General features: G+C 40.5%; 29 protein-coding genes. 26 read left to right on the top strand and 3 right to left on the bottom strand.

Annotated elements, in window-relative coordinates:
• Window positions 1-588, top strand: a 588-nt coding sequence (locus tag ADA55_RS29880; RefSeq protein WP_048686778.1) for a hypothetical protein, incomplete at its 5' end; no start/stop codon positions are given.
• A 323-nt stretch (window positions 589-911) separates the two neighbouring features.
• On the opposite strand, the gene ADA55_RS29495 is transcribed toward ADA55_RS29880, so the two are convergent.
• Complete coding sequence (locus ADA55_RS29495) at window positions 912-1,154, bottom strand: hypothetical protein (protein WP_048686776.1); 243 nt, start codon at window positions 1,152-1,154, stop codon at window positions 912-914.
• Between the two features lie 223 nt (window positions 1,155-1,377).
• Between ADA55_RS29495 and ADA55_RS19095 the strand changes: the two genes are divergently transcribed.
• From ADA55_RS19095 to ADA55_RS19045, 11 genes are all read left to right on the top strand, one after another.
• The gene (locus ADA55_RS19095; protein ID WP_105718819.1) at window positions 1,378-2,091 is read left to right on the top strand and encodes an anthrax toxin lethal factor-related metalloendopeptidase; all 714 of its coding nucleotides are present in this window, start codon (window positions 1,378-1,380) and stop codon (window positions 2,089-2,091) included.
• Window positions 2,092-2,148: 57 nt separating this feature from the next.
• A complete protein-coding gene (locus tag ADA55_RS19090) occupies window positions 2,149-2,943 on the top strand; it encodes a thymidylate synthase (protein ID WP_048686772.1) in 795 nt (264 codons plus the stop codon).
• Entirely contained in the window at window positions 2,940-3,425 is a 486-nt protein-coding gene (locus ADA55_RS19085) for a dihydrofolate reductase (RefSeq protein ID WP_048686770.1), read from the top strand. Before ADA55_RS19090 ends, ADA55_RS19085 begins: the two co-directional genes overlap by 4 nt.
• A gap of 149 nt (window positions 3,426-3,574) precedes the next feature.
• Window positions 3,575-4,843: a threonine ammonia-lyase IlvA gene (gene ilvA / locus ADA55_RS19080; protein ID WP_048686768.1), complete on the top strand. Its 1,269-nt coding sequence runs from the start codon at window positions 3,575-3,577 to the stop codon at window positions 4,841-4,843.
• 194 nt (window positions 4,844-5,037) lie between these two features.
• Window positions 5,038-5,229 carry a twin-arginine translocase TatA/TatE family subunit gene (gene tatA / locus ADA55_RS19075; protein WP_034307557.1) on the top strand — a complete coding sequence of 64 codons (192 nt, stop codon included), beginning with the start codon at window positions 5,038-5,040 and terminating at the stop codon, window positions 5,227-5,229.
• Window positions 5,230-5,314: 85 nt separating this feature from the next.
• Window positions 5,315-6,061, top strand: a complete 747-nt coding sequence (gene tatC / locus ADA55_RS19070; RefSeq protein ID WP_034307555.1) for a twin-arginine translocase subunit TatC — start codon at window positions 5,315-5,317, stop codon at window positions 6,059-6,061.
• A gap of 135 nt (window positions 6,062-6,196) precedes the next feature.
• On the top strand, window positions 6,197-6,460 hold the full coding sequence (locus ADA55_RS19065; RefSeq protein WP_309247773.1) for a DUF2535 family protein: 264 nt from the start codon (window positions 6,197-6,199) through the stop codon (window positions 6,458-6,460).
• Window positions 6,461-6,686: 226 nt separating this feature from the next.
• The gene (locus ADA55_RS19060) at window positions 6,687-7,529 is read left to right on the top strand and encodes a DegV family protein (RefSeq protein ID WP_048686764.1); all 843 of its coding nucleotides are present in this window, start codon (window positions 6,687-6,689) and stop codon (window positions 7,527-7,529) included.
• Window positions 7,530-7,682: 153 nt separating this feature from the next.
• Entirely contained in the window at window positions 7,683-8,273 is a 591-nt protein-coding gene (locus tag ADA55_RS19055) for an SCO family protein (RefSeq protein ID WP_048686762.1), read from the top strand.
• A 278-nt stretch (window positions 8,274-8,551) separates the two neighbouring features.
• Complete coding sequence (locus ADA55_RS19050; RefSeq protein ID WP_065421191.1) at window positions 8,552-9,394, top strand: SGNH/GDSL hydrolase family protein; 843 nt, start codon at window positions 8,552-8,554, stop codon at window positions 9,392-9,394.
• Window positions 9,391-9,975 carry a YpmS family protein gene (locus tag ADA55_RS19045; protein WP_048686760.1) on the top strand — a complete coding sequence of 195 codons (585 nt, stop codon included), beginning with the start codon at window positions 9,391-9,393 and terminating at the stop codon, window positions 9,973-9,975. The genes ADA55_RS19050 and ADA55_RS19045 overlap by 4 nt, the downstream gene beginning before the upstream one ends.
• A gap of 54 nt (window positions 9,976-10,029) precedes the next feature.
• Here ADA55_RS19045 and ADA55_RS19040 read toward each other — a convergent pair whose 3' ends face one another.
• On the bottom strand, window positions 10,030-10,770 hold the full coding sequence (locus ADA55_RS19040) for a DUF4397 domain-containing protein (protein ID WP_048686758.1): 741 nt from the start codon (window positions 10,768-10,770) through the stop codon (window positions 10,030-10,032).
• 234 nt (window positions 10,771-11,004) lie between these two features.
• Between ADA55_RS19040 and msrA the strand changes: the two genes are divergently transcribed.
• Both msrA and msrB read left to right on the top strand, forming a co-directional pair.
• Window positions 11,005-11,496 (top strand): peptide-methionine (S)-S-oxide reductase MsrA, encoded by a 492-nt coding sequence (gene msrA / locus ADA55_RS19035; protein ID WP_373689800.1) that lies wholly within the window; start codon window positions 11,005-11,007, stop codon window positions 11,494-11,496.
• A complete protein-coding gene (gene msrB, locus ADA55_RS19030; protein ID WP_048686754.1) occupies window positions 11,486-11,914 on the top strand; it encodes a peptide-methionine (R)-S-oxide reductase MsrB in 429 nt (142 codons plus the stop codon). The genes msrA and msrB overlap by 11 nt, the downstream gene beginning before the upstream one ends.
• Before the next feature lie 51 nt (window positions 11,915-11,965).
• Here msrB and ADA55_RS19025 read toward each other — a convergent pair whose 3' ends face one another.
• Entirely contained in the window at window positions 11,966-13,054 is a 1,089-nt protein-coding gene (locus ADA55_RS19025) for an SGNH/GDSL hydrolase family protein (RefSeq protein WP_048686752.1), read from the bottom strand.
• Between the two features lie 294 nt (window positions 13,055-13,348).
• Here ADA55_RS19025 and ADA55_RS28725 point away from each other — a divergent pair, with 294 nt between their 5' ends.
• The 12 genes from ADA55_RS28725 to ADA55_RS18965 all read left to right on the top strand — a co-directional run bounded on the left by ADA55_RS28725 (window position 13,349) and on the right by ADA55_RS18965 (window position 24,423).
• Window positions 13,349-13,501 carry a YjcZ family sporulation protein gene (locus ADA55_RS28725; protein WP_072273171.1) on the top strand — a complete coding sequence of 51 codons (153 nt, stop codon included), beginning with the start codon at window positions 13,349-13,351 and terminating at the stop codon, window positions 13,499-13,501.
• 307 nt (window positions 13,502-13,808) lie between these two features.
• On the top strand, window positions 13,809-14,783 hold the full coding sequence (locus ADA55_RS19015; RefSeq protein ID WP_048686748.1) for a S66 family peptidase: 975 nt from the start codon (window positions 13,809-13,811) through the stop codon (window positions 14,781-14,783).
• 220 nt (window positions 14,784-15,003) lie between these two features.
• Entirely contained in the window at window positions 15,004-15,333 is a 330-nt protein-coding gene (locus tag ADA55_RS19010; protein WP_034307530.1) for a hypothetical protein, read from the top strand.
• Window positions 15,334-15,513: 180 nt separating this feature from the next.
• Window positions 15,514-16,878 (top strand): aspartate aminotransferase family protein, encoded by a 1,365-nt coding sequence (locus tag ADA55_RS19005; RefSeq protein ID WP_048686746.1) that lies wholly within the window; start codon window positions 15,514-15,516, stop codon window positions 16,876-16,878.
• Window positions 16,879-16,880: 2 nt separating this feature from the next.
• On the top strand, window positions 16,881-17,591 hold the full coding sequence (locus tag ADA55_RS19000) for a 3-oxoacid CoA-transferase subunit A (protein WP_048686783.1): 711 nt from the start codon (window positions 16,881-16,883) through the stop codon (window positions 17,589-17,591).
• Entirely contained in the window at window positions 17,558-18,223 is a 666-nt protein-coding gene (locus ADA55_RS18995) for a 3-oxoacid CoA-transferase subunit B (protein WP_048686744.1), read from the top strand. Before ADA55_RS19000 ends, ADA55_RS18995 begins: the two co-directional genes overlap by 34 nt.
• 9 nt (window positions 18,224-18,232) lie before the next feature.
• Window positions 18,233-19,504: a peptidase gene (locus ADA55_RS18990; protein WP_048686742.1), complete on the top strand. Its 1,272-nt coding sequence runs from the start codon at window positions 18,233-18,235 to the stop codon at window positions 19,502-19,504.
• A gap of 79 nt (window positions 19,505-19,583) precedes the next feature.
• A complete protein-coding gene (gene ablB / locus ADA55_RS18985) occupies window positions 19,584-20,432 on the top strand; it encodes a putative beta-lysine N-acetyltransferase (RefSeq protein WP_048686781.1) in 849 nt (282 codons plus the stop codon).
• Between the two features lie 82 nt (window positions 20,433-20,514).
• Window positions 20,515-21,894 carry a sigma-54 interaction domain-containing protein gene (locus ADA55_RS18980; protein ID WP_048686739.1) on the top strand — a complete coding sequence of 460 codons (1,380 nt, stop codon included), beginning with the start codon at window positions 20,515-20,517 and terminating at the stop codon, window positions 21,892-21,894.
• Between the two features lie 119 nt (window positions 21,895-22,013).
• The gene (gene ablA, locus ADA55_RS18975; RefSeq protein ID WP_048686737.1) at window positions 22,014-23,417 is read left to right on the top strand and encodes a lysine 2,3-aminomutase; all 1,404 of its coding nucleotides are present in this window, start codon (window positions 22,014-22,016) and stop codon (window positions 23,415-23,417) included.
• Window position 23,418: 1 nt separating this feature from the next.
• The gene (locus ADA55_RS18970) at window positions 23,419-23,694 is read left to right on the top strand and encodes a YokU family protein (RefSeq protein ID WP_048686734.1); all 276 of its coding nucleotides are present in this window, start codon (window positions 23,419-23,421) and stop codon (window positions 23,692-23,694) included.
• Between the two features lie 486 nt (window positions 23,695-24,180).
• Window positions 24,181-24,423 carry a YozE family protein gene (locus ADA55_RS18965; RefSeq protein WP_034307512.1) on the top strand — a complete coding sequence of 81 codons (243 nt, stop codon included), beginning with the start codon at window positions 24,181-24,183 and terminating at the stop codon, window positions 24,421-24,423.
• The last annotated feature ends 6 nt before the right edge of the window (window positions 24,424-24,429 follow it).

The raw sequence follows: 24,429 nt of genomic DNA, 5'->3' as shown, positions 1-24,429 counted from the left end.
TATTTCCCGAAGAGATATTATGACTCAAATCCTGATGCTGGAGGTTTTTTTCCGTTTGCAATAGAAGGCACTACACCATATGTTTTCTTAATGGATGGCTTTTATCTACCAGAATGTGATGAAAATTTCCTGCCATTGTGGATGAGGAATATGAAAGCATTTCCACTTTATTTTTGTGCTGAGGTTTCTTCTTATTGGAAAGATGAGTTTGAACATAATTGCAAGGAATTCAATATCAGTTATAGATACTTAACTAACCGATACGTTGTTACTGAAATCCAGAATGAAAAGCAGTTTAAGGAGATTTTCCCTTTCTATATTACTCTTGGTAGTGGGAATGATTTAGTTTTATGGTCCACAAACAAAGATGTATTTAGTGTAGAACAAAGAGAATGGAAAGGAAATTGGGAAGGGAAAATTGCGGGAACAGTAGTGGTTAAAGTAGAAGTCGATGCAAGTATTTTTTGGATTGGCTATGATGGAGATAACATTGCGGTTATCTCAGGTCAATCGAATTTCGCAACATATAAAAAAATAATCAAGACTTTTCCCGATTTTGTAGTTCCAAAGCTATGTAAGTACGAGTAATTTTAAAAATTAAAATGATTATGAGACCCCTGATAAGAGAAGGTCTCATTTATTTGCCTAAAAAATAACAATATTATTTAACATAACCAAAATTTAAAACAAAGTTGATTGAAGCGGAAGGTGCGAGACTCCTGCGGGAAAAGCGAGTCGAGGGTAGACCCCACAGGCGCAAAAGCGCCGAGGAGGCTACCGGACCGCCCGCGGAAAGCGAGTGCCTGGAGCGGAAATCAACGTCTAAATTGTGCACATATAAAAAAACTGTAGGCAAAATTGATTTTTCATCGAGGTTGCCTACCCGTCTAAAGCTGACATCAAATATGATGTCAGCTTTTTTTATGGAAAATATCAAGTATTTGAAGAAGGGCGGTAAATGTAGTGAAAAAAAGCAAAGGCAATAAAAAGTTAAGCCATAGAGAAGACAGTAGCGGATGCAGCAGTATGCCAAAGAAAATGGAGAACAGAAAAAGGTCGAGAATGATAAACACTTTTAAACTGTAAATATCAAGGACTTCTTCAGCAAGTTCATGTTGCTCATTCAAGATGGCTTTTTTATTATTGGTTTCCATGCGATCACCTTAAACCTTTTACGATTATATATTGTTGATATATGAAAACCGCGGATCAATGGTTCTTCTCAGGAAGAATACGCAACCAAAATTACCAAAAAAACATAGAACTTTTACATTCAGGCAATATGTTATACTAATATAATAGTATGAAAGATTTAGAGATTTTAAATAAATATATTTCCTTAACGATATATGAAGAATGAAGAAAGGGGAGAAGAGTGTGAAAAGGAAGAAATGGTGGTTATCCATATTTGCATTGTTTGTCTTTTTACTCTCAATGCTCTCCTATTCATTAGCGAAAGATGATGGGGTAAAATGGCGGAATTTACCCAAAGATAATCTTTTAAGACAGGCTGAACTTTTTAAGGGAAATAAAGAATTGCAAAGAATATTTTTATTTCCAGAAGAGGAGTACGATGAAGGGGAAGCACTGAAAATTGCTGGAACCATTAATAAACTGCCTCATTCACTTTTGGTGAAAACAGCGGAAAGTGGTGTGAGGATCAAACTATTCGATGGCGATATAACAGAAAATCAATCCGCGGCCAAATTAAAGGGGAAAACTCCGCGTGGTTATTTGAATAAAGAAACAACTTGGGATGATGTGCCTGGTATGGGCGGATCACATACGGTATTGGTTAAAATCGGGGCGAGTGACAAAGGCAACGGGCATGGATCGGTTAATTTGGAACTGCATGAGCTGGGGCACTCCATTGATAATATAGTGTTTAATGGGATCCGTGAAGACATGGATTATTTGAAGATTTGGGGTAAGGAAGTGGATGGGCTGTTTCCTGGGATTACGTATTTTTCCAACTACCCTGAGGAATACTTTGCAGAAACGTTTGCCATGTTTTATGTGAACAATGAACAAAATCAATTGCTTAGACAAAAAGCACCCGAGACTTATAATTTTATTAAACAATTAGATTAAACATTAGGCAATAATACGTTAAAATAAGGAGAATGAAAGTAGAAAAGGTGGTTTATCATGAAGCAATATTTAGATTTATGTAAGCATGTACTCGAAAATGGAACGCAAAAAGGTGATCGTACGGGTACAGGAACGATCAGTACCTTTGGATATCAAATGAGATTCAATTTAAAAGATGGATTCCCTGTACTTACAACCAAAAAGGTTAGTTTAAAAGCGATTATCCATGAACTATTATGGTTTTTGAAGGGTGATACAAACGTTGGGTACCTTCAGGAAAACAGTGTGCGCATCTGGAATGAATGGGCGGATGAAAAGGGGGAATTAGGCCCGATTTATGGTCATCAATGGCGTTCCTGGGGAACGGCCGATGGAAGGCAAATCGATCAAATCAGTGAATTGATCGAACAAATCAAGACCAACCCAAATTCAAGAAGATTGATAGTCAGTGCTTGGAATGTTGGGGAACTGGATGAAATGGCCTTGCCGCCTTGCCATGCTTTCTTTCAATTCTATGTTGCTGATGGCAAGCTTTCATGTCAGCTATACCAACGTTCAGCGGACGTCTTCTTAGGTGTTCCTTTTAATATAGCTTCGTATGCGCTTTTAACGATGATGATCGCCCAGGTGTGTGATTTGGAAGTTGGCGAATTTGTACATACTTTCGGGGATGTCCACATCTACTCTAACCACCTTGAACAAGTGGAACTGCAGTTGACTCGTGACCCGAAACCATTGCCAATCATGAAAATCAATCCAGATGTGAAAAATATCTTTGATTTTAGCTTCGAGGACTTCGTTTTGGAAAATTACGAAGCCCATCCCCATATAAAAGGTGAGGTTAGCATATGATATCGTTGATAGTGGCTATGGATCAAAATCGTGTGATAGGTAAAAACAATAAACTGCCATGGCATTTACCAGCAGATCTGCAGTACTTTAAAAAAGTGACGATGGGCCATCCAATCGTCATGGGGCGAAAAACATTTGAATCGATCGGCAGGGTCCTGCCTGGCCGCGAAAATGTCATCGTCACCCGCAATCAGGAATTTAAAGCGGAAGGCTGCGTAGTATTACATGATATTGCACAAATCAAAATGTTCGCAGATAACCATGAAGAGGAAGTCTTCGTAATTGGCGGAGCCGAAATCTTCAAGGAAATCCTACCTTTTACCGACCGCCTGTATATTACGGAAATTCATGAAACTTTCGAAGGGGATACTTTCTTTCCCGAGATTGATGAAAATGAATGGGATGAAATCTCCTCAAAACCAGGCAGCATTGATGAAAAAAATCGATTTGCACATGATTTTATTATTCTACAAAAAAAATAAAGTGCTAATCCGATTATGGGAAATGACCATAATCGGATTTTTTTGGTATGGAACAAACAAAAGAAAGAATTTTTAGAAAAATCAATTACATTAATAACAGTAAAGTGCTATAATGATTGAATTCATCAGAAAGGAAATGAGGGATTGTTATGAATCAGACTGCATCTAAGAATAGGGGGATTCAATTGGAAGATATTCTAATTGCCTATAGAGAACTGAAAGAAATCGTTTTACATACTCCTTTACAAAAAAATCAGAGGCTCTCTGAAAAATATGATTGTAATGTTTATTTAAAACGCGAGGACTTACAACACGTACGTTCCTTTAAATTAAGAGGGGCTTACTATAAAATGAAAAGCCTGACCGAGGAAGAGACGAAGAACGGAGTCGTTTGTGCCAGTGCAGGAAACCATGCACAGGGTGTTGCTTTTTCCTGCAGCCAATTGGGCATTCACGGGAAAATTTATATGCCTGCTACAACTCCAAGGCAAAAAGTCGATCAAGTTCAGCTATTCGGCAGGGATAATGTGGAGATCATCCTAATCGGGGATACATTCGACGATGCATTTGCCATGGCGATGGAATGCTGTGAAAAAGAAGAGCGTTCCTTTATCCATCCATTTGACGATGAAAAGGTAATCGCCGGGCAAGGTACAACGGCTGTAGAAATCCTGAACGATTGTGAAGATGGAATCGATTATGTATTTGCCGCTATGGGCGGCGGCGGGTTAATGGCCGGAGTATCGAGTTATTTCAAATCGGTTTCCCCAAATACGAAATGCATTGGAGTTGAGCCGCAAGGTGCTGCTTCGATGGAATACTCCTTCAATGAAGGGAAAGTTTCTGAACTCGAAAAAATAGATACATTCGTTGACGGAGCAGCCGTCAAGTGTGTGGGACAGTTGACATATCAGCTTTGTAAGGAAAACCTGGAAGATATCGTTGTCGTACCTTCAGGCCAAATCTGTACAACGATTCTCGATTTGTATAATCAGCATGCGATTGTCGCTGAACCTGCAGGTGCTATATCTGTTGCCGCGTTGGATTCATATAAAGAACAAATCAAAGGAAAAACGGTTGTTTGCATGGTCAGCGGAGGGAATAACGACATTGGGCGCATGCAGGAAATTAAAGAGAAATCCTTATTATATGAAGGGCTGCTTTATTATTTTATCGTGAATTTCCCACAACGTGCTGGCGCTTTAAGGGAATTCCTTGATGAGGTGTTGGGACCGAATGATGATATAAGCCGTTTTGAATATACGAAGAAAAATAATAAAGAAAGCGGGCCGGCCCTGGTTGGTATTGAGCTAAAAGATAAAAATGATTATGAAGGGCTCATTCAAAGGATGAACAAGAAAGGATTCTCTTTCGTAGAGGTCAATAAAGACAGTAATTTATTTCACTTGTTGATTTAAACATGGAAAAAATGTTAAATTAGGATAGAATAATACCTATGTTTTTACATTTTATTCTGCCGGCCCAGTCGTATATGGGCATACTGTCGATAATTGTTACCATTCTATGACGAATTGCCAGTTCCCTTTCAATTGGTTGGAAATGGTATTATAATCGGAGTAGGTCTAATTACAACACCAAAGGGGATGTATCCATGTCGAACATTGGAGTACCTGGTCTAATTCTCATCTTAATTTTGGCATTAATTATCTTTGGTCCGAAGAAACTTCCAGAAATTGGCCGTGCATTTGGACAAACGCTTCGTGAGTTTAAAAAATCCACAAGTGATTTAACAAAAGGTGATTATGAAGAAGATAAGAAGCTACAACAAAAAAATCATGAATGATTGAATGCTGGGCGTAAGATGGAATCGTCTTGCGCCTTTACGCTGTAACAAAGATACGGATTTTCAGATGAAGGCGTGATCAACTTTGGAAGATAAGGAATTAAATATCATCGATCATCTCGATGAATTGAGAAAACGGCTCATCATTACAGCTGTTGCTTTTGTCATCTTTTTTATCGCCAGCTTTATTTATGTTGAGGAGATTTATAATTGGTTCGTGAAAGATCTCGATTTTGACCTGATGGTATTGGGACCGAGTGATATTATCTGGATTTACTTCATGCTTGCAGGTGTCGTAGCCATTGCTGCAACGATACCGGTAATTGCCCTGCAAATCTGGTTATTCGTTAAACCCGCTTTGATGCCAAATGAAGTGAGGGCGACCCTTGCCTATATTCCAGCACTTTTCCTGCTTTTTATCGGAGGGCTTGCTTTCGGTTATTTTGTCATCTTCCCGACCATTCTTCAATTTTTGATTGAATTGGGTGATGGGATGTTCATAACCAGTTTTACAGCTGATAAGTACTTTTCATTCGTATTTAATATGACGATACCTTTTGCTGTTTTATTCGAGCTTCCTGTCGTTACCATGTTTTTGACCTCCCTTGGCATAATAAATCCTTATGTGCTTCAAAAATTAAGGAAGTATGCATACTTTGTACTGGTTGTCATAGCGATATCGATTACGCCGCCTGACTTTATGTCAGACTTTATGGTGATGGTTCCATTGCTGTTATTATACGAAATCAGCATTTCTTTATCTAAAGTCGTCTATAAACGAAGGGTGAGACGTGAAAGCTTGCGGGAAGACACCTACGAGGAAGGTTTATAAGAAGAAGCCCATAATGGCATTTTGCCCTTATGGGTCTTTTTTTTATGATTATCAATCTGATTTCTCTGTTTTTTTACACATTTGAATATTTATACTTTTGGATTTATTGTGTATAATATAAGCAATCGGTGAAAAATGAGGATTGATATTTTGATGTTCAAATGCTTGGAATTCAAAGATTGTTTTGGACATAAGGTCACCATTTCAGAAATACCTGTCTTACTGCCTAGTGATCCGAATTTTTTTATGTTGACCGCGCGTTTGGAAATATTTGTTAAGAAGGTTTTTGCCAATAAAGATCATAAAGAAAATTACTCATTTAAGCATTATTTAGCATCCGTACTCAAATGGCCCGTTTATAACAAGCTTTTTTTTGGAAGTTTACTCAATAATGCTTAATGCGGATTGTTCCATAGCTAACATCTCCGTTAAAAGAGATGACACGAATGCCAAGAAGTTACGAATAAATCGGCATGTGTTCAGGTTGGCTCATGGAACGGTCTTTTTTTGTGTAATCATTTCAAAAGATAGGTATCACTTCAGTCGAAAAATGAAACCTTTGGTTTGAATGCTTACCTTGAATAGGTATAATACAATAGATATGTTAATTTAGGGATGTGTAATGATGAATAAAGTAAAGATAGTAACAGACTCGACAGTAGATATGACACCAGAAGAACTGGAATTTTATGATATTACAATGGTCCCTTTATCGATCTTTATAGATGGGGAGACTTTTTTGGATAAGGTTGAAATCGAACAAGAAGAATTCCTGAAAAGGATGAACCAGTCAAAAGAATTGCCAAAAAGCTCACAACCGGCCGTAGGTACCTTTGTGGAGGTATATGATGAACTTGGAAAAGACGGCAGCGAGATTATTTCCATACATATGACAGGTGGCATGAGCGGTACAGTTCGCTCAGCGGAAAGCGCAGCTAGCATGTCTGAAACGAAGGTTACCGTTCTTGACTCGAAATTCATTTCAAAAGCGATGTCATTTCAGGTGATCGAGGCAGCGAAGATGGCGAAGGAAGGGAAATCCGTAGCAGAGATAATTGAACGATTGGAACATATTAAAAAACAGTCAAGTTTAATCATTGTCATAGAAACACTTGATAACCTTGTTAAGGGTGGAAGGATTGGCAAAGTTTCTGCTTTTATCGGTTCATTGCTGCACATAAAGCCGATTGCAATTCTTGACGATGGTGTACTGAACCCTGTATCCAAAGCCAGGAGCCAGTCACAGGTCGTGAAGTTCATCATCAAGAAGTTCAAAGAAGATACTCAAGGCAAAAAGATTAGAGGCATCGGTTTTGTACATGCGAATGGCCTTGAAATAGCGGATAAGGTCCGCCAGGCCATTGCAGACTTAACAGGATATCAAGACATAAAGATAGAAGCAACGACTGCCGTTGTCAGTACCCATACAGGTGAAGGCGCCATGGCGATCATGTATTATTGGGACTGATAATGATATACCATATGAAACAGCGTTTGGCGGCGGTTTTGTCACTTTTACAAATGTCTTTAATTCGTAGAAATAGTTGCTGTCCTCATTCCGGATGGTCTGTTAGAATAAATGAAGTAACAGAATATTTTATACATAAAGGACGGGGTAGGGATGAGAAAGCTGCAATTGCTTATGGCAGCTATGGGAGCATCAATTTTATTGCTGTTGACAGCATGCGGTTCCAATGGTGTACCTGATGCCAAAAATTGGGACCTTGAAGATTTCAGCTATATCGATCAGGAGGGGAAGCCTTTCTCAAAAAGCGATCTTAAAGGAAAGGTTTGGGTAGCGGATTTTATATTCACGAGCTGTGAGACGGTCTGTCTCCCCATGACTTCGAATATGACGAAGCTGCAGCAGCAATTGAAGGATGAAGGGATTAAGGATGTAGAGTTCGTTTCATTTTCCGTGGATCCGGAAATTGACAAACCTGATGTTTTAAAAAAGTTTGGTGACCAATTTAATGTGGATTACGGCAACTGGCACTTTCTGACCGGTTATGGACAGGAAGAAATCGAGCAGTTTGCATTGGATAACTTTAAAACGATCGTCAAAAAACCAGAAGCGGAAGATCAGGTGATTCATGGGACCAGTTTTTTTCTGATTGATCAAGAAGGAAAGATCATCATGGATTATACAGGTCTGCAGGATATTCCGTTTGATGAAATCATTAAGCATATTAAAATTTTACAGAATTATTGAACAGGTTAAATGACCTGTTCTTTCTGTTTTCATCCATCTTTATTATCGAGCTTTATCGATGGTGAAAATGAGCAATAAGATTTAGAAGAAACAGCGGTAGTGAAGAATGATTTTACATGCTAAGTAACATGCTAATTTTTATAGGACTAGCTTTAATTCACAGCATTTTTCATATTGTATAGTAAGGAATGCTCAATTCTGGAAGTACAATGAAGGTATATTGTTTGCAATCTTTCGTTTTCTGCATGATATAATATATGGGTAGGAAGGTGAGGGTCATGAGGAACAAAATCACCTGTCTTTTCATATGCCTAGTTTGGATTTCAGGCTGCAGTCAAAATGAAACAGCCTCAAATCAGCCATCTGTTCAGCAGAAAAGCATAGTTGAGCTGAGTAAAAAGGAAACCATTCCTGCCAGCTTTTTTCCGGACCCTGTGAAAATCGTGTCAATTGGCGACTCCTTGACTCAAGGTGTCGGTGATAGTAAAGATAATGGCGGGTATCTGCCTTATTTACAAAATAAGCTGGAAAAAGAACCATCGATTACTTCCGTTGAGATGATTAATCATGGCATACGTGGAAATAGGACCGACCAACTATTGAAAAGACTGGATAAGACTAGGATTAAAGAAGACATAAAGCAAGCTGACTCGATTGTCGTCACAATCGGTGGAAATGATATCATGAAGGTCTTTAAACAGAATTTCTCCGACCTGGAACTGAATCAGTTTGATTCGGCAAAAATAGGGTATGAAAAAAGATTAAGGCAGATACTTGATAAGGTTCGTTCTGAAAATGATTCTGCGCAAATATATCTTGTAGGCGTCTATAATCCATTTTCCAAATGGTTCGGAGATTTTTATGAACTTGATATGATCATGAATGATTGGAATGAAAGTGGAAAAGAGATCATTGAAGAATATGATTCAGCCTATTTTATTGAAATAGCAGACATTTTCGAGAATTCCGAAGAAGATTTGCTTTATGCCGAGGATTATTTTCACCCAAATGACCGCGGATATGAATTAATCGCGACAAGAATCTATAATGATATGGATATAACCACTATCGGAAAGGACACATTGGAAGCGAGTGCCAAAGGAGATGATGACCAAGAATGACAAATGTCAAATGGAAGACTTTGTTTATTTCCCTATTAGCCTTAAACATCCTGGTCATCCTGTTTGTAACGATTTTAGTTAATCTGCCGACTAAAGATAAAGAGCTGATACCCAAAGTAAGCCACGAAGAAGATATCCAATTTCAAATTCACACGAATCGGGAAGATTTGACAAGGTTAATCAACCAGTATCTGGATAAAGAGGGCTTGACGGGATCCATTCACTATGAAGTGTATTTAACGGATGAGGTGGAGCTATACGGAACAATGCCATTTTTCAACCGTGAAGTGGAAATGAAATTGACTTTTGAACCAATTGCCCAAAAGAATGGGGATTTGATTCTTAAGCAAAAATCAATTGCAGTCGGTAAAATGAACCTTCCTGTTTCATATGTAATGAATTTAATTAATGAGCGATATAATATGCCTGAATGGGTTAGCATAAGTCCCAATGACGAAAGTATTTATGTGTCATTACAGGATATGGAACTGAAAAGCGATATAAGGGTGAAGGCGAATGAATTCGATCTGGAAAATGATGACATTTCATTTTTATTGACCATCCCATCATCATTACAGTGATCGTGAATAAATGGATAAAAAACCAGGATCGATGCATCCTGGTTTTTTATCCATTTATGGGGAGAGCGTTAGGGTTTCTAGTGAGGATGATTCCCGATTCGATCCGATTATATAAATGGTTGAGGAAGTATTTTCTTGAAATGCCTTGTTTGGCAAAGGGAGTGCGATTTCTTTTGTTCCAGCTTTCCTCACTTCGAAGTCAACTATCATGGGATGAATAGTGAGATATTCGCTTGCTTTCCTGAAATGGATTTGATCAAAGACGACATCTCCGCCTTTGACCGCAATGTCCACCGAGAGTAAATCATGTGAAAGCTGGATGAATCGGACCTTTGCTTCATTTGGAGGAACAGATGGGTTATCCTCGAAAGGTAACATTTTCAACGTTTCGTTAGCCACGGTAGGTGCTAGGGCAATGGTATAGGAAGCTCCGATTTCAAGAGCCACTTTACAGCTTAATAGAGGTGAGGTGTTTTGCCCGCTGCGGTATATATCCAATTTGTACTTGCCAGGGGGCAGTGGTAAATAACCATTGCTCTCTTTATATGAGAAATTTTTGAGGATACGCATTTCATTTACATGAACATCAAATGGGTGAGCTGTTGGGACAGCATGTAAGAAGCGGACTTGTGCAGGCAGTAGGACAGTTATTTGTCCATTTCTGTATGTTGAATTTTCGAGACTTTTCAAATGTTTATGGTAATAATAATCATGCAATTGCGGATCGCTGTTTTTATAAGACGATAGTAAATCATATGTTTCCGATTTTTGTGGATATGATTGTTTATCGCTCATTTCCAACACCTCTCATTTTTCCATCATGTTTTTAACATATGTAATCATGCTTGGGCGTGTGTCTCCTTTCTAAAAAGAAAGGTAACATTTTCGTGAAATGCTCTCGGCATATTATTTTACAGGGGTATATAAAAACGTTAAAATGCATTCAATGGATGGTTTGTAAAAAAGGAGGATTTTCATTTGACAAAGCAATTAGAGAAAGCAACATTCGCAGGTGGATGTTTCTGGTGCATGGTGAAACCGTTCGATGAACAGCCTGGCATCGAATCCGTGATCTCCGGCTATACAGGCGGGACTACGGAAAATCCCACATACAAAGAGGTTTGTTCTGAAACCACGGGACATTATGAAGCTGTTCAGATCACCTTTGATCCAAACGTATATCCATATGAGAAGATAATTGAGTTATTTTGGCAGCAAATTGATCCGACAGATCCTGGCGGGCAATTTTATGACCGGGGAAGTTCTTATCAAACGGCCATTTTTTATCATGACGAAAACCAACGTGAAATTGCAGAAGCATCCAAAGCTAAGCTGCAGGAGAGCGGGAAATTTTCCGGACCGATCGTAACCCCGATTATACCGGCCAAAACGTTTTATCCAGCCGAGACATACCACCAGCATTACTATAAAAAGCAACCTGAACATTATGAAAGATATTCGATTGGCTCAGGACGCAAAGCATTTATACAACATCACTGGGGGGAAAAAAATGAAAAGTAAAGAAGAATTAAAAAAGAAACTCACTCCGATTCAATATGAAGTCACGCAAAATAATGGAACGGAACCAGCCTTTAATAATGAATATTGGAATTTGAAGGAGGAAGGATTATATGTGGATATCGTTTCAGGTGATCCTCTTTTCACTTCAAAGGAAAAGTTCGATTCAGGCTGCGGTTGGCCAAGCTTCACTAAACCGCTTAAAGAAGAGGAAGTGGTGGAAAACCTCGATACGAGTTATGGTATGAGAAGGATCGAGGTCCGCTCAAAAACTGCCGATTCTCATCTGGGACATGTTTTCAATGACGGACCGGGACCGTCAGGATTACGCTATTGCATCAATTCTGCATCATTAAGGTTCATCCCGCTCCAAGATCTTGAAAAAGAGGGTTACGGGGAGTATAAAAAGCTTTTTGATTGATTGGAAAACCCCCTATCAGATTATGATAGGGGGTTATTTATTGAGTAATATTCAATCTGTGATGATTGACGCGATCCGGACATATGGAATGTCGGTCAGGTCCATTGCTTTAGTCCTGCCAGTCACCTCAAAACGGACAGTATGTGAACCGGGGCGAAGCCCATTAGTGACAAATAAATATCTTTCACGGGCAAATGGCCACCATGTATTCAAAGTCGTGATTTCATTTCCGTCGATCCATACATTCACTTCCCCGCCATCAGGACTTCTAAGCAGTTTCACACCAAGCATACTCCCTTTGAAGGTATATTGAATCACACTGCCCTTTTCACTACTAGTGAAATAGCCGCCCATTGGCCGGAAACCGCTCATTTTTTCATAGTGGTCAATTTCCGATAATTCAAAACCGGAACGGGCATGCAGCTTAGTTGGAAGACCAGCTACAGCCTTCTCTTGTTTGATGTTATCCAGGAACCGTTCATAAATGGCATCGGCATATAATTTATACCCCAGCCCATTTGGATGTACCAAATCTTTGGTCAGCTGTTTTTCCGTATATCCTGAATTTTTGAATATTGGTCGCATATCCACATTTGTAGCACCATAATGTTTGGATAAAAGTCCGATGGCTGACGCAAATTCCTCATATTTCAAGGAACTCTCTGTTATTGTGAATAACTCAGCATTAGGGTGGAGCCGTTTTGCCTTTCTCATTAACGCTTCATATGTCATGGTAAAATCATCGACATTCATATATTTACGGTCATTTTCACCAAAAACGAAGAAAATCAGATCTTTATGATCATGCTTCCTTCTTTGGGAAAGCTTGAATAGGCCCTCAAAAGCAGTTGATCCGCTTTGGACCACGTAGTCACCGTGTAAAGGAATATCATTGGCATCATTCATCTTATTTTCTAGCTGTTTGAACCATGTTAGATTAGGTTTTTCAGCTCCCGATCCTCTTCCGATACTGTCACCAATGACGAGATACTGAATGGGCTGGCCTGATTGGAATTTTTGATAAACATTTATCGAATCATCCGATCCATATGTTTTAGGAACTTTTTGAAGGATATAGCTGATTAGAAGGATCGTGGCGATTGCAGCGAAAGGGATGAAGGATTTTGCGTTCGTTTTCAATTATGTTCCCCCGTATTGCCTTTTATGTATCCATGTAGGTATGAGATAGCTTAAAGAGGCTAAGAATTGTTTTTTCCTTATTATATCCCAATTTTAAAGTAACACAATAAATTTGTGACAATTTTCATGGTTACTCGTGGGATTTCAGCCATTGAATGAATAACGTTTAAGATGGTGTTGATTGAAGTTTTTTCTTAAATCCAGAAAAATAGGCAAATGCACAGACCAAGGCGGGCGTATCGACATATGGTAAGGTGTAAAGAGAAAACAGAATTCTAAAAGGAGTGAAACTTAATGTACGGATATGGTGGAAATGTTGCAGGACCAGGGTACGGTTATGGTGGCGGTGGATACGGCGGCGGTAGCTGCGGATTTGGATCAGGCTTCGCTTTAATCGTTGTCTTGTTCATTCTATTGATTATCATCGGTGCTTCATTCTGCTGCTAATTCAATAACCCAAAGACCAGTTGATAAAGCTGGTCTTTTCTTTATGTAAGGAAATTGGTGGTTTGACGGTGGACCTTTCTGATTCCATGGTTGTTGACTGAATCGTCATGGATAAATCCAGGTGATCATGGGACAGGCGATACACAGCCATTCCTTTTTTAAATCCTGATTTCTGCGCATCGGGAATGACGTAAGAATTCAAAGAAACTAGCTCGGTGAATGACATACGATAAGGGACTTAGTTTTCTTTGTAAACCATTTCTGCTAAAATTACGACAGAATGTAATTAATTTAGGGGGATAAAGATATGAAACCTTCCCGTTTACAAGCAGGGGATGAAATTCGCGTAATTGCTCCTTCAAGAAGCTTGGCGATTGTTAAAGGGGAACAACGCAGATTGGCAGAAGAAAGATTGACTGAGCTTGGTTTTAAAGTGACATATGGTAAAACGGTTTTGTTCCATGATGACTTTTTCTCGAATTCGATCGAAGACCGGATCGAAGATTTGCATGATGCGTTCAGGGATCCGAATGTTAAGGGAATTTTTACAGCCATCGGGGGGTATAACGCTAACCAATTGTTACGGTATATCGACTATGATTTGATTAAGGAAAATCCAAAAGTGTTGATGGGGTATAGTGATATAACCGCAATTTTATTGGCCATTTATAATAAAACAGGCTTAACTACATATTCAGGTCCTCATTTCTCGACGTTCGGGATGAAGGCTGGTCTGGAATATACGATGGAATATTTTAAAAAGGCCGTAATTGAAAGTGAAGGCTTTTATCTTGAACCAAGTGAAACGTGGAGTGATGATTCTTGGCATTTGGAACAGGATGACCGAACCTTCCACCCGAATGCTGGATACATGGTCATTCAGGAAGGTGAAGTTGCCGGGACAATCATTGGGGGAAATCTTTGTACACTCAATCTATTACAAGGTACAGAGTACATGCCATCTTTAAAGGACAGTATCCTTTTCATAGAAGATGACGAAGAAAGCCATCCATTCAGTTTTGACCGGGATTTACAATCCTTGCTCCATCAGCCAGGTGCAAGAGGGATTAAAGGAATCGTCATCGGCCGTTTCCAAAAGGATTCAGGAATGACTGAATATGCTTTGCAGGAAATCATCGCCGCCAAAAAGGAGATAAATGACATACCCGTGATCGCTAATGCCAACTTTGGTCATGTTCATCCTTTTGTAACTGTACCGGTTGGTTCAAAAGCAGTAATGAAGGTGAAGAACGGAAAAGCGACGATCCAGATACATCCATGAACAGTTTGAAGACGCCGTTCAAAAAATGGACGGTGTTTTAATCTGTTGGGGTTTGTATGAATATGGTTTGCATTATGGTGTATATTAGGAGTCTTTCCTCTTGTCAGCCCTGGAAATTGTCCTATTTTACAAGCATTATTAGGGAATATGAGTCTAATAGTTCAAATTCTTTATTTTTCTGATATAATACTAAGAGATTTAAAATAGAAAAGGTGATTATGTGTTATTAACAATTCCAGCATCCATTCGTTTAGAAGGGGCTTTGGCCGAGTATAATAAAAAAGGCCGTGTGAGCCATACATGTTCCGTTTGTAACGAAGACACTTCTAACGGGGATGCAAGTAACTTGAACTACTATAAGTTAGGAACTAAAAAAGTTTGTCATTCCTGCATGAAAAATGTTTTGCGTCATCCGTCTTTAAAAGAGTATGAATATGTACATACTTCAAATATCGATAAAACGGCTTTTTATAAAAATGTGTTGGCTGTTTTAAAGGATGAAAGTTTTTTGGAATCCATTCGTGAAGAAAAACTAAATAGCGTATTGTAAGAAAAAAGTGTATCTCTCGCGGATACACTTTTTTTGTCGCCATTTTTGGACAATCATCCATGAAACCAAGAAATTATCCGTATACATGCTTAGGCCAATTTCCTTAGCAAGATTGCCTTCATCTGGACATACACTTTACTATATGGCATTTGTTTTTAAAGAGAAGGAGTGTGTGGGCTTATGGAGCAGTCTTCATTGATCAAACCGGTCCTGGGAGGAGCCTACCCGACTATCAGTCATGGTCAGGGAGTGTTTTTATACGATAAAAATGGAAAGGATTACCTCGATGCTTCTTCCGGTGCAGTTACAGCCAATATTGGCCATGGAGTCCAGGAAATCATTGAGGCGATGGTAAAACAGGCTAAACAGGTTTCATTTGTGTATCGTTCCCAATTTACCAGCGATGCTGCAGAGAAACTCGCCGGGAAAATTGCAGAATTGACCAAAGGGGAACTGACATACAGCTTTTTTGTAAACAGCGGTTCCGAGGCGACTGAAACGGCATTGAAAATTGCCATTCAGCATTGGCAGGAAAAAGGGAAGCCAAAGAAACAGAAAATCATATCGAGATGGATGAGCTACCATGGCATCACGATGGGAGCTCTTTCAATGTCTGGACATCCGATTCGCCGGGAACGCTTTACTCCTTTGCTTGAATCATATCCTTCTGTATCTCCTCCATATTGTTACCGATGTCCACTTCAACTTGACCAACATACTTGCGGAATGGCCTGTGCTTCGGAATTGGAAGCTTCAATCCGGCGCATTGGCAGTGAAAATATAGCGGCGTTCATTGCAGAACCTGTTATCGGCGCAGCCGGAGGGGCCATTGTTCCTCCTGACGGTTATTTTCAAAAACTCAAGAAAATCTGCGAAGAGAATGATATTTTATTCATTGCGGATGAAGTAATGACCGGATTTGGACGTACCGGTAAGATGCTTGCTTCCGAATATTGGGATGTGGAACCTGATATCGTGACATTAGGTAAAGGTATGAGTGGGGGTTATACCCCAATAGCGGCAGCAGTAATGACCAAAAACGTGATGGAACCCATAATGAAAGGCTCGAAGTCAATTATAGGAGGTCATACTTTAAGTGCGAATCCATTATCGTGTGCGGTATCTTTGGCGGTTTTAGAATATGTCGAAAGGAATGAACTTGTCGAAAAATCAGCCGACAGGGGGAATTACCTGATTAGGGGTCTGAAAAAGTTGGCGGGGAAGTATTCCTTTATCGGTGATATACGCGGGAGAGGTTTATTGATTGGCATCGAATTTGTCCTGGATAAAGCAACGAAGGCCCCATTTCCGAAGGACGCAGATGTGACCAATCAAATCATTGAATTGGCAATGAGGAACGGAATCCTTCTTTATCCCGCAGCTGCAGGCCTTGACGGTGTAACCGGGGCAGCGCTCATCATCTCCCCGCCGCTAACGATATCGGAAGAGGAGTGTGCTGAATTGTTAATGAGGGTCGATATAACCTTTGGACAATTTAATGATTCGATAGGTAAACGATCATCACAACAAGGAAGTGAGTCATAGTGGTGGAAAATACATTCCAGAAGATTTGTCGTTTGGAAGATGTCCGCCATCACTTTAAAGATAAACAGTCCATCCTATTTGGGGGATTCGGTGGCATAGGGACGCCTCCGGGATTGATCAATATGATTTTGGAATCAGGTATTAAGGATTTAACCTTGATTGGGAACGATACAGGTTTCCCAGATATCGGAATCGGGAAACTGGTCACCCAGCGCCGAGCGAAAAAAGTCATCGTTTCCCATATCGGTTCCAATCCCAATGCAGGACTATTAATGAACAATGGTGAACTCGAAGTGGAGTTCTGTCCGCAAGGGACACTTGTCGAACGCATCCGGGCCGGAGGGATGGGACTCGGCGGAATATTGACCGATATTGGAATGGAAGCCGATATCGTCAGGGAAGGCAAGCAAACCGTAAAGCTAGGTAAGAAAAATTATCTGGTGGAATCGGCATTAACTGCAGATATCGCCATTGTTTACGCAGAAATGGCAGATCCTTATGGAAATCTTCTATTCGATAAAAGTGCCAGGAATACGAATCCAATCGTTGCTGCGGCCGGACAGATCACTATAGTCGAAGTCAGGCAAATCGTTCCGCTGGGCACTTTGGATCCAGAGAACATCATTGTACCGGGTGCCTTTGTGGATTATATCATTCCATCAAAAGGAGTCGATTGGAAATGGGTTTGGGAACAGGGGATAGAAACAGAATAGCGAAACGGGCAGCAGCAGAAATAAGCGATGGGATGCTGGTCAATTTAGGAATTGGCATTCCATCACTTGTACCGAATCATCTTTGGGATGATCATAAAGTTATGTTTCATGCAGAAAATGGCCTTGTGGGAATGGGCAGTACTCCTGAAACGGGGAAGGAAGATGCGCATCTTTGCAATGCTGGGGGATTGCCGATCACCATTAGAGCCGGGGCTTCTTACTGCGACAGTACTGTTGCATTTGGAATGATACGTCGCGGCAGGGTGGATATCACGATTCTAGGAGCCCTTCAAGTAAGTCAAGCGGGGGATCTCGCTAATTGGATTGTTCCGGGAAAGCGGGTGCCAGGCATGGGCGGTGCAATGGAACTGGCTGCAAAGGCAAAAAAGGTCATTGTCTTGATGGAACATAACGATAAAGCGGGCATGTCTAAATTAGTCAAAACATGTACGTTGCCGTTAACAGCCCAGAAATGCGTACATATGATCATCACCGAATTAGGCGTGTTTTCCGTAACTTCGGAGGGCCTCCTATTAACTGATGTATTTGATACGTCCAGCATTGAGGAAATCAGGAATCGGACCGAAGCCTCGTTTACCGTCTCTGAAAACATCCACAAATTAAAAGAATGAGAGAGGAGAATGGATATGTATGAGGAAAAAATAAGAACATGGCTGAATGAACATCGGATGAATGGGGTTCAGCTTTTGCAAAAACTGGTTCAGGAACCGAGCAAAAGGGGCCAAGAAGGAAGTGCACAAGCAATAGTGGTCGAGAAGTGCAGACAACTTGGTCTGGAAATAGACCTTTGGGAAATCGGGGATGAACAATTAAGAAAACATCCCCATTTTTATTGCGACCGCAGGGATTTTAAAGGAAATCCGAACCTTGTGGCCATTAAAAGAGGAACAGGCAAGGGAAAATCCCTTATTTTAAACGGACATATTGATGTAGTTCCTGAAGGAGATCATGCAGCTTGGCACGATGAACCCTATAGCGGCAAGTTGATGGACGGGAAAGTTTTCGGGCGGGGAACGACGGATATGAAAGGCGGCAATGTATCTTTATTGCTGGCCATTGAAGCGATCGTCGAATCTGGAATCCAGTTGAAGGGGGATTTGATATTTCAGAGTGTGATTGAAGAGGAAAGCGGTGGTGCCGGCACACTTGCGGCAGTCATACGCGGGTATAAAGCTGATGGTGCAATCATTCCGGAACCTACAAATATGAAACTATTCCCATTACAGCAGGGTTCGATGTGGTTTCGGCTGAGAATAAAAGGCAAGTCTGCACATGGAGGCACTAGGTATGAAGGAGTCAGTGCAATTGATAAAGCGGTTGTTGTAATGAAAGAAATCAAGATGCTTGAACAAGAACGGAATGAGTCACTCCGTCATTCACTCTATAAAAATGTCCCTATCCCCATTCCAATCAATATTGGTAGCATTCAAAGCGGGAATTGGCCTTCCTCCGTGCCGGATACAGCCGTCCTGGAAGGAAGATTCGGCATCGCCCCTACAGAAACCATGGAAGAGGCACAAAAATCGCTGAAGGAGCGAATAGATGCTTTAAACGAGAGTGATGCATGGTTCAAAGAAAGACCTATTGAATTAGAATGGTTTGGGGCCAGATGGTTGCCTGGCAATCTCGAAATCAATCACCCGCTCATGAAGACAATTGGCACATGCTATGAAAAAGTGGTCGGGGAAGAACCGCTTGTCGAAGCTTCCCCATGGGCGACGGATGGAGGGTATCTTTCATCGGTTGGTTCTACCCCCGTCGTTGTGTTTGGACCAGGGGAAACGAAGATGGCCCATGATTCGAACGAATATATAGAGGTGGATAAAATGATGGAAGTTGCGGAAATCATCGCATTGACCATTATTGAATGGTGTGGGGTGGACCAGGAATAATCATTTTTCCCAAGGTCTGATCCCAGGAAGGGTCAGGCCTTTCGCAACAATTTTCGAAGATGTGAAAGGAGCGGGACAAATGGAGGCTGGAATCATCGAAAAAAGAATTCAAAAGCCAATGTGCACCATACATATTACGATCGATCATTTTAATAAGCGAATCAGGGTTGATGATTATCTAGGGCACTTTCAAGAATGCGTGGAGGAATCTTTGAAGGTGGCTAAAAGCATATCAGCAGAAAAAATCATCTTCAAGTCCCGTAAGGAAAACGTTATGGCATTGCTTGCTCAGGGCTTTCTATATGAAGGAAGCATCGATAAATTCTTTTTGGGAAGCGATTGTTTCTTCCTTGTTAAATATAACAGGAATGAAAGGCGCAACAGTGCTGAATGGGAAAGGGAAGATCAAATCCTTACCGATGTTCAGAGGCTGCCGATTAAATCCGGGCTGGATGAACCGCCGTCAGCCTATCAACGACGTAAAGCTGAAGTGGCAGATGCACTTCAGCTGGCCCAACTGTATGGGAAGGTTTTCGAAGTGTATCCCACACCGATGAATGATCCGTTATATGTGAAAAAGTGCATGGAAATGGGAACGGTTTTTTATATTTATGTCCATGAAGAGAGGATCGTCAGTGCTGCTTCCGCAGAAATTAATTCCTTTTACCATAATGCAGAAATCACTGATTGTGCGACATTGCCGGAACATCGGCAGTACGGCTTGATGAAACACTTGATTTCCGCGCTTGAAGACTATCTTATTTCACACGGCATTTATTGTATCTATTCGATTGCCCGGTCGCTCTCGTTCGGCATGAATGCTGCATTGCATCAGCATGGATACTCGTACCGCGGACGTTTGGCCAATAATTGTTATATCTTTGATAAACTGGAAGATATGAATCTTTGGGTGAAAAACTTTAGTTAGATGCTCATTTTTAGGCGGTTCATGACAAGTTTTTGGCATTTCCTCATATACATCTAGCAAGAAGGTATTGAGGAGGGATAGCTTGCCTAGTGAATTTTTTAATACAAGTGAAGTGTTGGAAGCGATATTAGAAACCATTGATGAAGGCATTCATGTGATAGATCCAAAAGGACTGACCATCTTTTATAACGGAGTGGCCGCCAATCTTGATGGGATGAAAAGAAGTGAAGTACTCGGGAAACCGTTGCTTGAAGCGTTCCCTTCTTTGAATCACAAATCATCGACGTTACTCCGGGTCATTAAATCTGAAAAACCAATCTATAACTATAGTCAATCGTATGTAAATGCTCATGGGCGTATCATTGAGACGCTAAATACTACCCTACCCATATATGTAGATGGGTTTATGATAGGTGCAATAGAAATCGCAAAGGATTATTCAAGCTTGAAGCAATTATCGGAAAGGTTAGCTGATCTGGAAAGCTCGCTCAAGACAATCAAAAGTCCTCAAAGGAAAACGACTGGGAACGGCGGATTGTATTCTTTCACTGAAATCCTGACAAGTGATAAGGGGTTTAAAGGTTTGATATCCCAAGGTAAAAAGGCTGCCCGCTCCACCTCATCGGTATTGGTTTATGGGGAAAGCGGTGTAGGAAAAGAGCTTTTTGTTCAAAGCATCCACCAGGAATCGAGCCGCAGTAAAGAACCTTTCATCGCGCAAAATTGTGCGGCCCTACCAGAAAGTTTATTGGAATCGCTTCTATTCGGTACGGCAAAAGGAAGCTACACTGGTGCTGTGGAGCGACAGGGATTGTTTGAATTGGCCAACGGCGGTACCTTGTTTTTGGATGAATTGCAATCAATGCCGATTGACTTGCAGGCAAAGCTTCTGCGCGTGCTTGAAGATGGGTTCATCAGGAGGATTGGTGGCACAAAAAGTGTACAGGTGAATGTCAGGATCATGGCAGCGATGAATATTGATCCGAAAAAGGCCGTATCGGAAAACAGGCTAAGGCCGGATTTATTTTACCGATTGAACGTATTGAGCTACGAGCTGCCTCCGCTAAGGGAGCGGATTGATGATATAGAGCTTCTTTCTGAACATTTCATATCAATATTTAACAGTAAATTAGGACTGTCCATAAAAGGCATGGATGAGAAGACAAAGGATTTTTTTCGGAAATATCACTGGCCTGGAAATGTAAGGGAACTTAAACATACGATAGAATTCATGATGAACCATACGGAAAATGATGTTATGAATCTTGAAGATTTGCCCCAGTTTTTAAAGAAGCGCAACCCATCCGAAAAAATACTTCCGCTTCGTGAGGCCATGATTGAGATGGAAACAAAATTGATTACCGAGGCCCTTCTTCAAACGAACGGTAACGTTTTCCAAGCATCGAAGCTATTGCAAATTCCAAGACAGACCTTGCAATATAAAATAAAAAAACATATTTGATGGAAAAAATCCGGATGCAGCATGCAGTCCGGTTTTTTTTGGGGGGCATTCGAATTTTTGGGTCATTTTGGCACCCTTCTTGCATTTAATACTACTATCATAACTCAGGAGGTATAACCATGTTATTTGACTTATATAAGCCAGATCGCAATTGGAAAGATATAGAGCTATGGAAAGATGTAACCGAAGAACAATGGAACAACTGGCTGTGGCAGCTTACAAATACGATCCGAACAGTTGATGATTTGAAAAAAGTGATAAACCTGACTCCGGATGAAGAGGAAGGTGTGAGGATTTCCACAAAAACCATTCCATTGAATATCACCCCATACTATGCTTCGTTAATGAATAAAGATGACCCAAGGTGTCCAATCAGGATGCAATCGGTCCCAATCTCGGAAGAAATGCATAAAACCAAATATGACATGGAAGACCCCCTGCATGAGGATGAGGACTCCCCTGTACCGGGATTGACCCATAGATATCCGGATCGCGTTCTTTTTTTGGTGACGAATCAATGTTCCATGTACTGCCGTTATTGTACGCGAAGACGTTTTTCAGGCCAAATTGGCATGGGCGTGCCCAAAAAACAATTGGACGCAGCAATCGGTTATATCCGTGACACACCGGCAGTTCGGGATGTCCTTATTTCCGGCGGGGACGGATTATTGATCAATGACACGATCCTTGAATATATCCTCAAAAACTTAAGGGAAATTCCTCATGTTGAAATAATCAGGATAGGTACACGGGCACCGGTTGTTTTTCCTCAAAGAATCACTGAAAATTTATGTGCCATTTTAAAAAAATATCACCCGGTTTGGCTGAATACTCATTTCAATACCTCGATAGAAATTACCGAAGAGTCAAAGAAAGCATGTGAGATGCTTGCCGATGCGGGTGTACCTGTAGGCAACCAGGCAGTTATTTTAGCAGGGATAAATGACAGTGTCGCAATCATGAAAAAGTTGATGCATGATCTTGTTAAGATCCGTGTCCGCCCTTACTATATCTATCAGTGCGACCTCTCGGAAGGGATCGGTCATTTCAGGGCACCCATTTCAAAAGGAATTGAAATCATCGAAGGGCTCCGGGGCCATACATCCGGGTATGCAGTACCTGCCTTCGTCGTCGATGCTCCAGGAGGGGGAGGGAAAATCACCCTGCAGCCGAATTATATCCTTTCACAATCTCCAACAAAAACGGTGCTGCGCAATTTTGAAGGTGTGATAACCACATATCCTGAACCTGAGCAATATACACCAGGACTTGCAGATGATTATTTCAAAGGGGTATATCCTGATATGGAAGAAAAACAGTCAGATATAGGTATATCCGGTTTAATGAACGACAAGCAATTCAATTTAGTGCCTGAAGGGCTGAGGCGAATGAACCGACGTGAAAATTACGTGACCAACCCAGAGCATGATTCATTGAAGAGCAAACGTGAAAAGCGAGATTTGTTAAAAGAAAAGAAATTCCAGGCACAGCAAAAAAAGAGCACTCCTAAGGGGGATGAATAGCATGGAGTTGTGTCCATGGTGTGAGAAAGGGAAGCTTGCATCAGTAAAGGGGACTGTGTATTGGGAACTGCCGGATGGTACGAGGGCGGTTGAAATTACGGAAACCCCTTCATCTCATTGTGAAAGTTGCGATGCCTTTTTTCAAAGTGATGAAATAGTAAAGGAAATTGAAGATCAATTATTTTTAATTGATTCGAAAAAGCTTGAAAAACAAACGAAGTACAGTGAGCTAATGAACATGAAAAGGCTGTTGAAACGTAATTACTTTGACTTTTAGCGGCAGGTGTATTACTTTTCCATAAATGAATTAATCCCCTCATTTTAGACAGAACAGTGTAAACCACTATTTCTATCCTAGGTGAAGGGGATTTTCCATTTCAGAAAATGATGGCCAGCGTTTAAATTGGCTAATGAGTTTTTGAAGAAATTCCGCCAGCCTTCAAGCAGCATGTTAGGACATGCGCCACGTGTTTTATTATGGGAATGGGGTTTATTGGACGAAGAGTAGGATAAATAATATTGAAGCACTTCGCTTTCCTCGGATCATATAAAAAAATCTTAAAAGGATGTAATCAATATGGAATGAGTACGATATGTTAGTATAGCTTCGTAATTTAACGTATGCATTTTGTGTTGAAAAATCGCGGTTTTCATAAAATGAGGAAGAAAAAACCAAATTGTTTTTTAAAAAAGTGGACGGAAGCGAAAGTTTCCGATATATTAAAGCAGAAATCATAGTTATTTTAGGGGGGGGCTCGACATCATGAGACCATTTTATTTATATTTAATGAAATTTCGACAACCAAAGGAAATTGATGCAATCACTAAATTTGCCAATTATGCCTATGAGGATCATGGCTTCCCAAAACAATCGACTGATTATAATGAACTGAGCAGTTATTTAGAATTGAATGCAGACTATCTCGAAAGTATGTCAGTATTCGATCAAGCGTGGGAACAGTATGTCCAAATAGAAGAAGGGCTCATATTGGGAGATCAGGAATAGGGAGGA

Origin of the sequence: Bacillus sp. 220_BSPC (assembly GCF_001054655.1) — a bacterium.
Lineage (GTDB): Bacteria > Bacillota > Bacilli > Bacillales > DSM-1321 > Peribacillus > Peribacillus frigoritolerans.
Note: the sequence above shows the minus strand (reverse complement) of the source record. Positions and strands in the feature narration are given on the sequence as shown.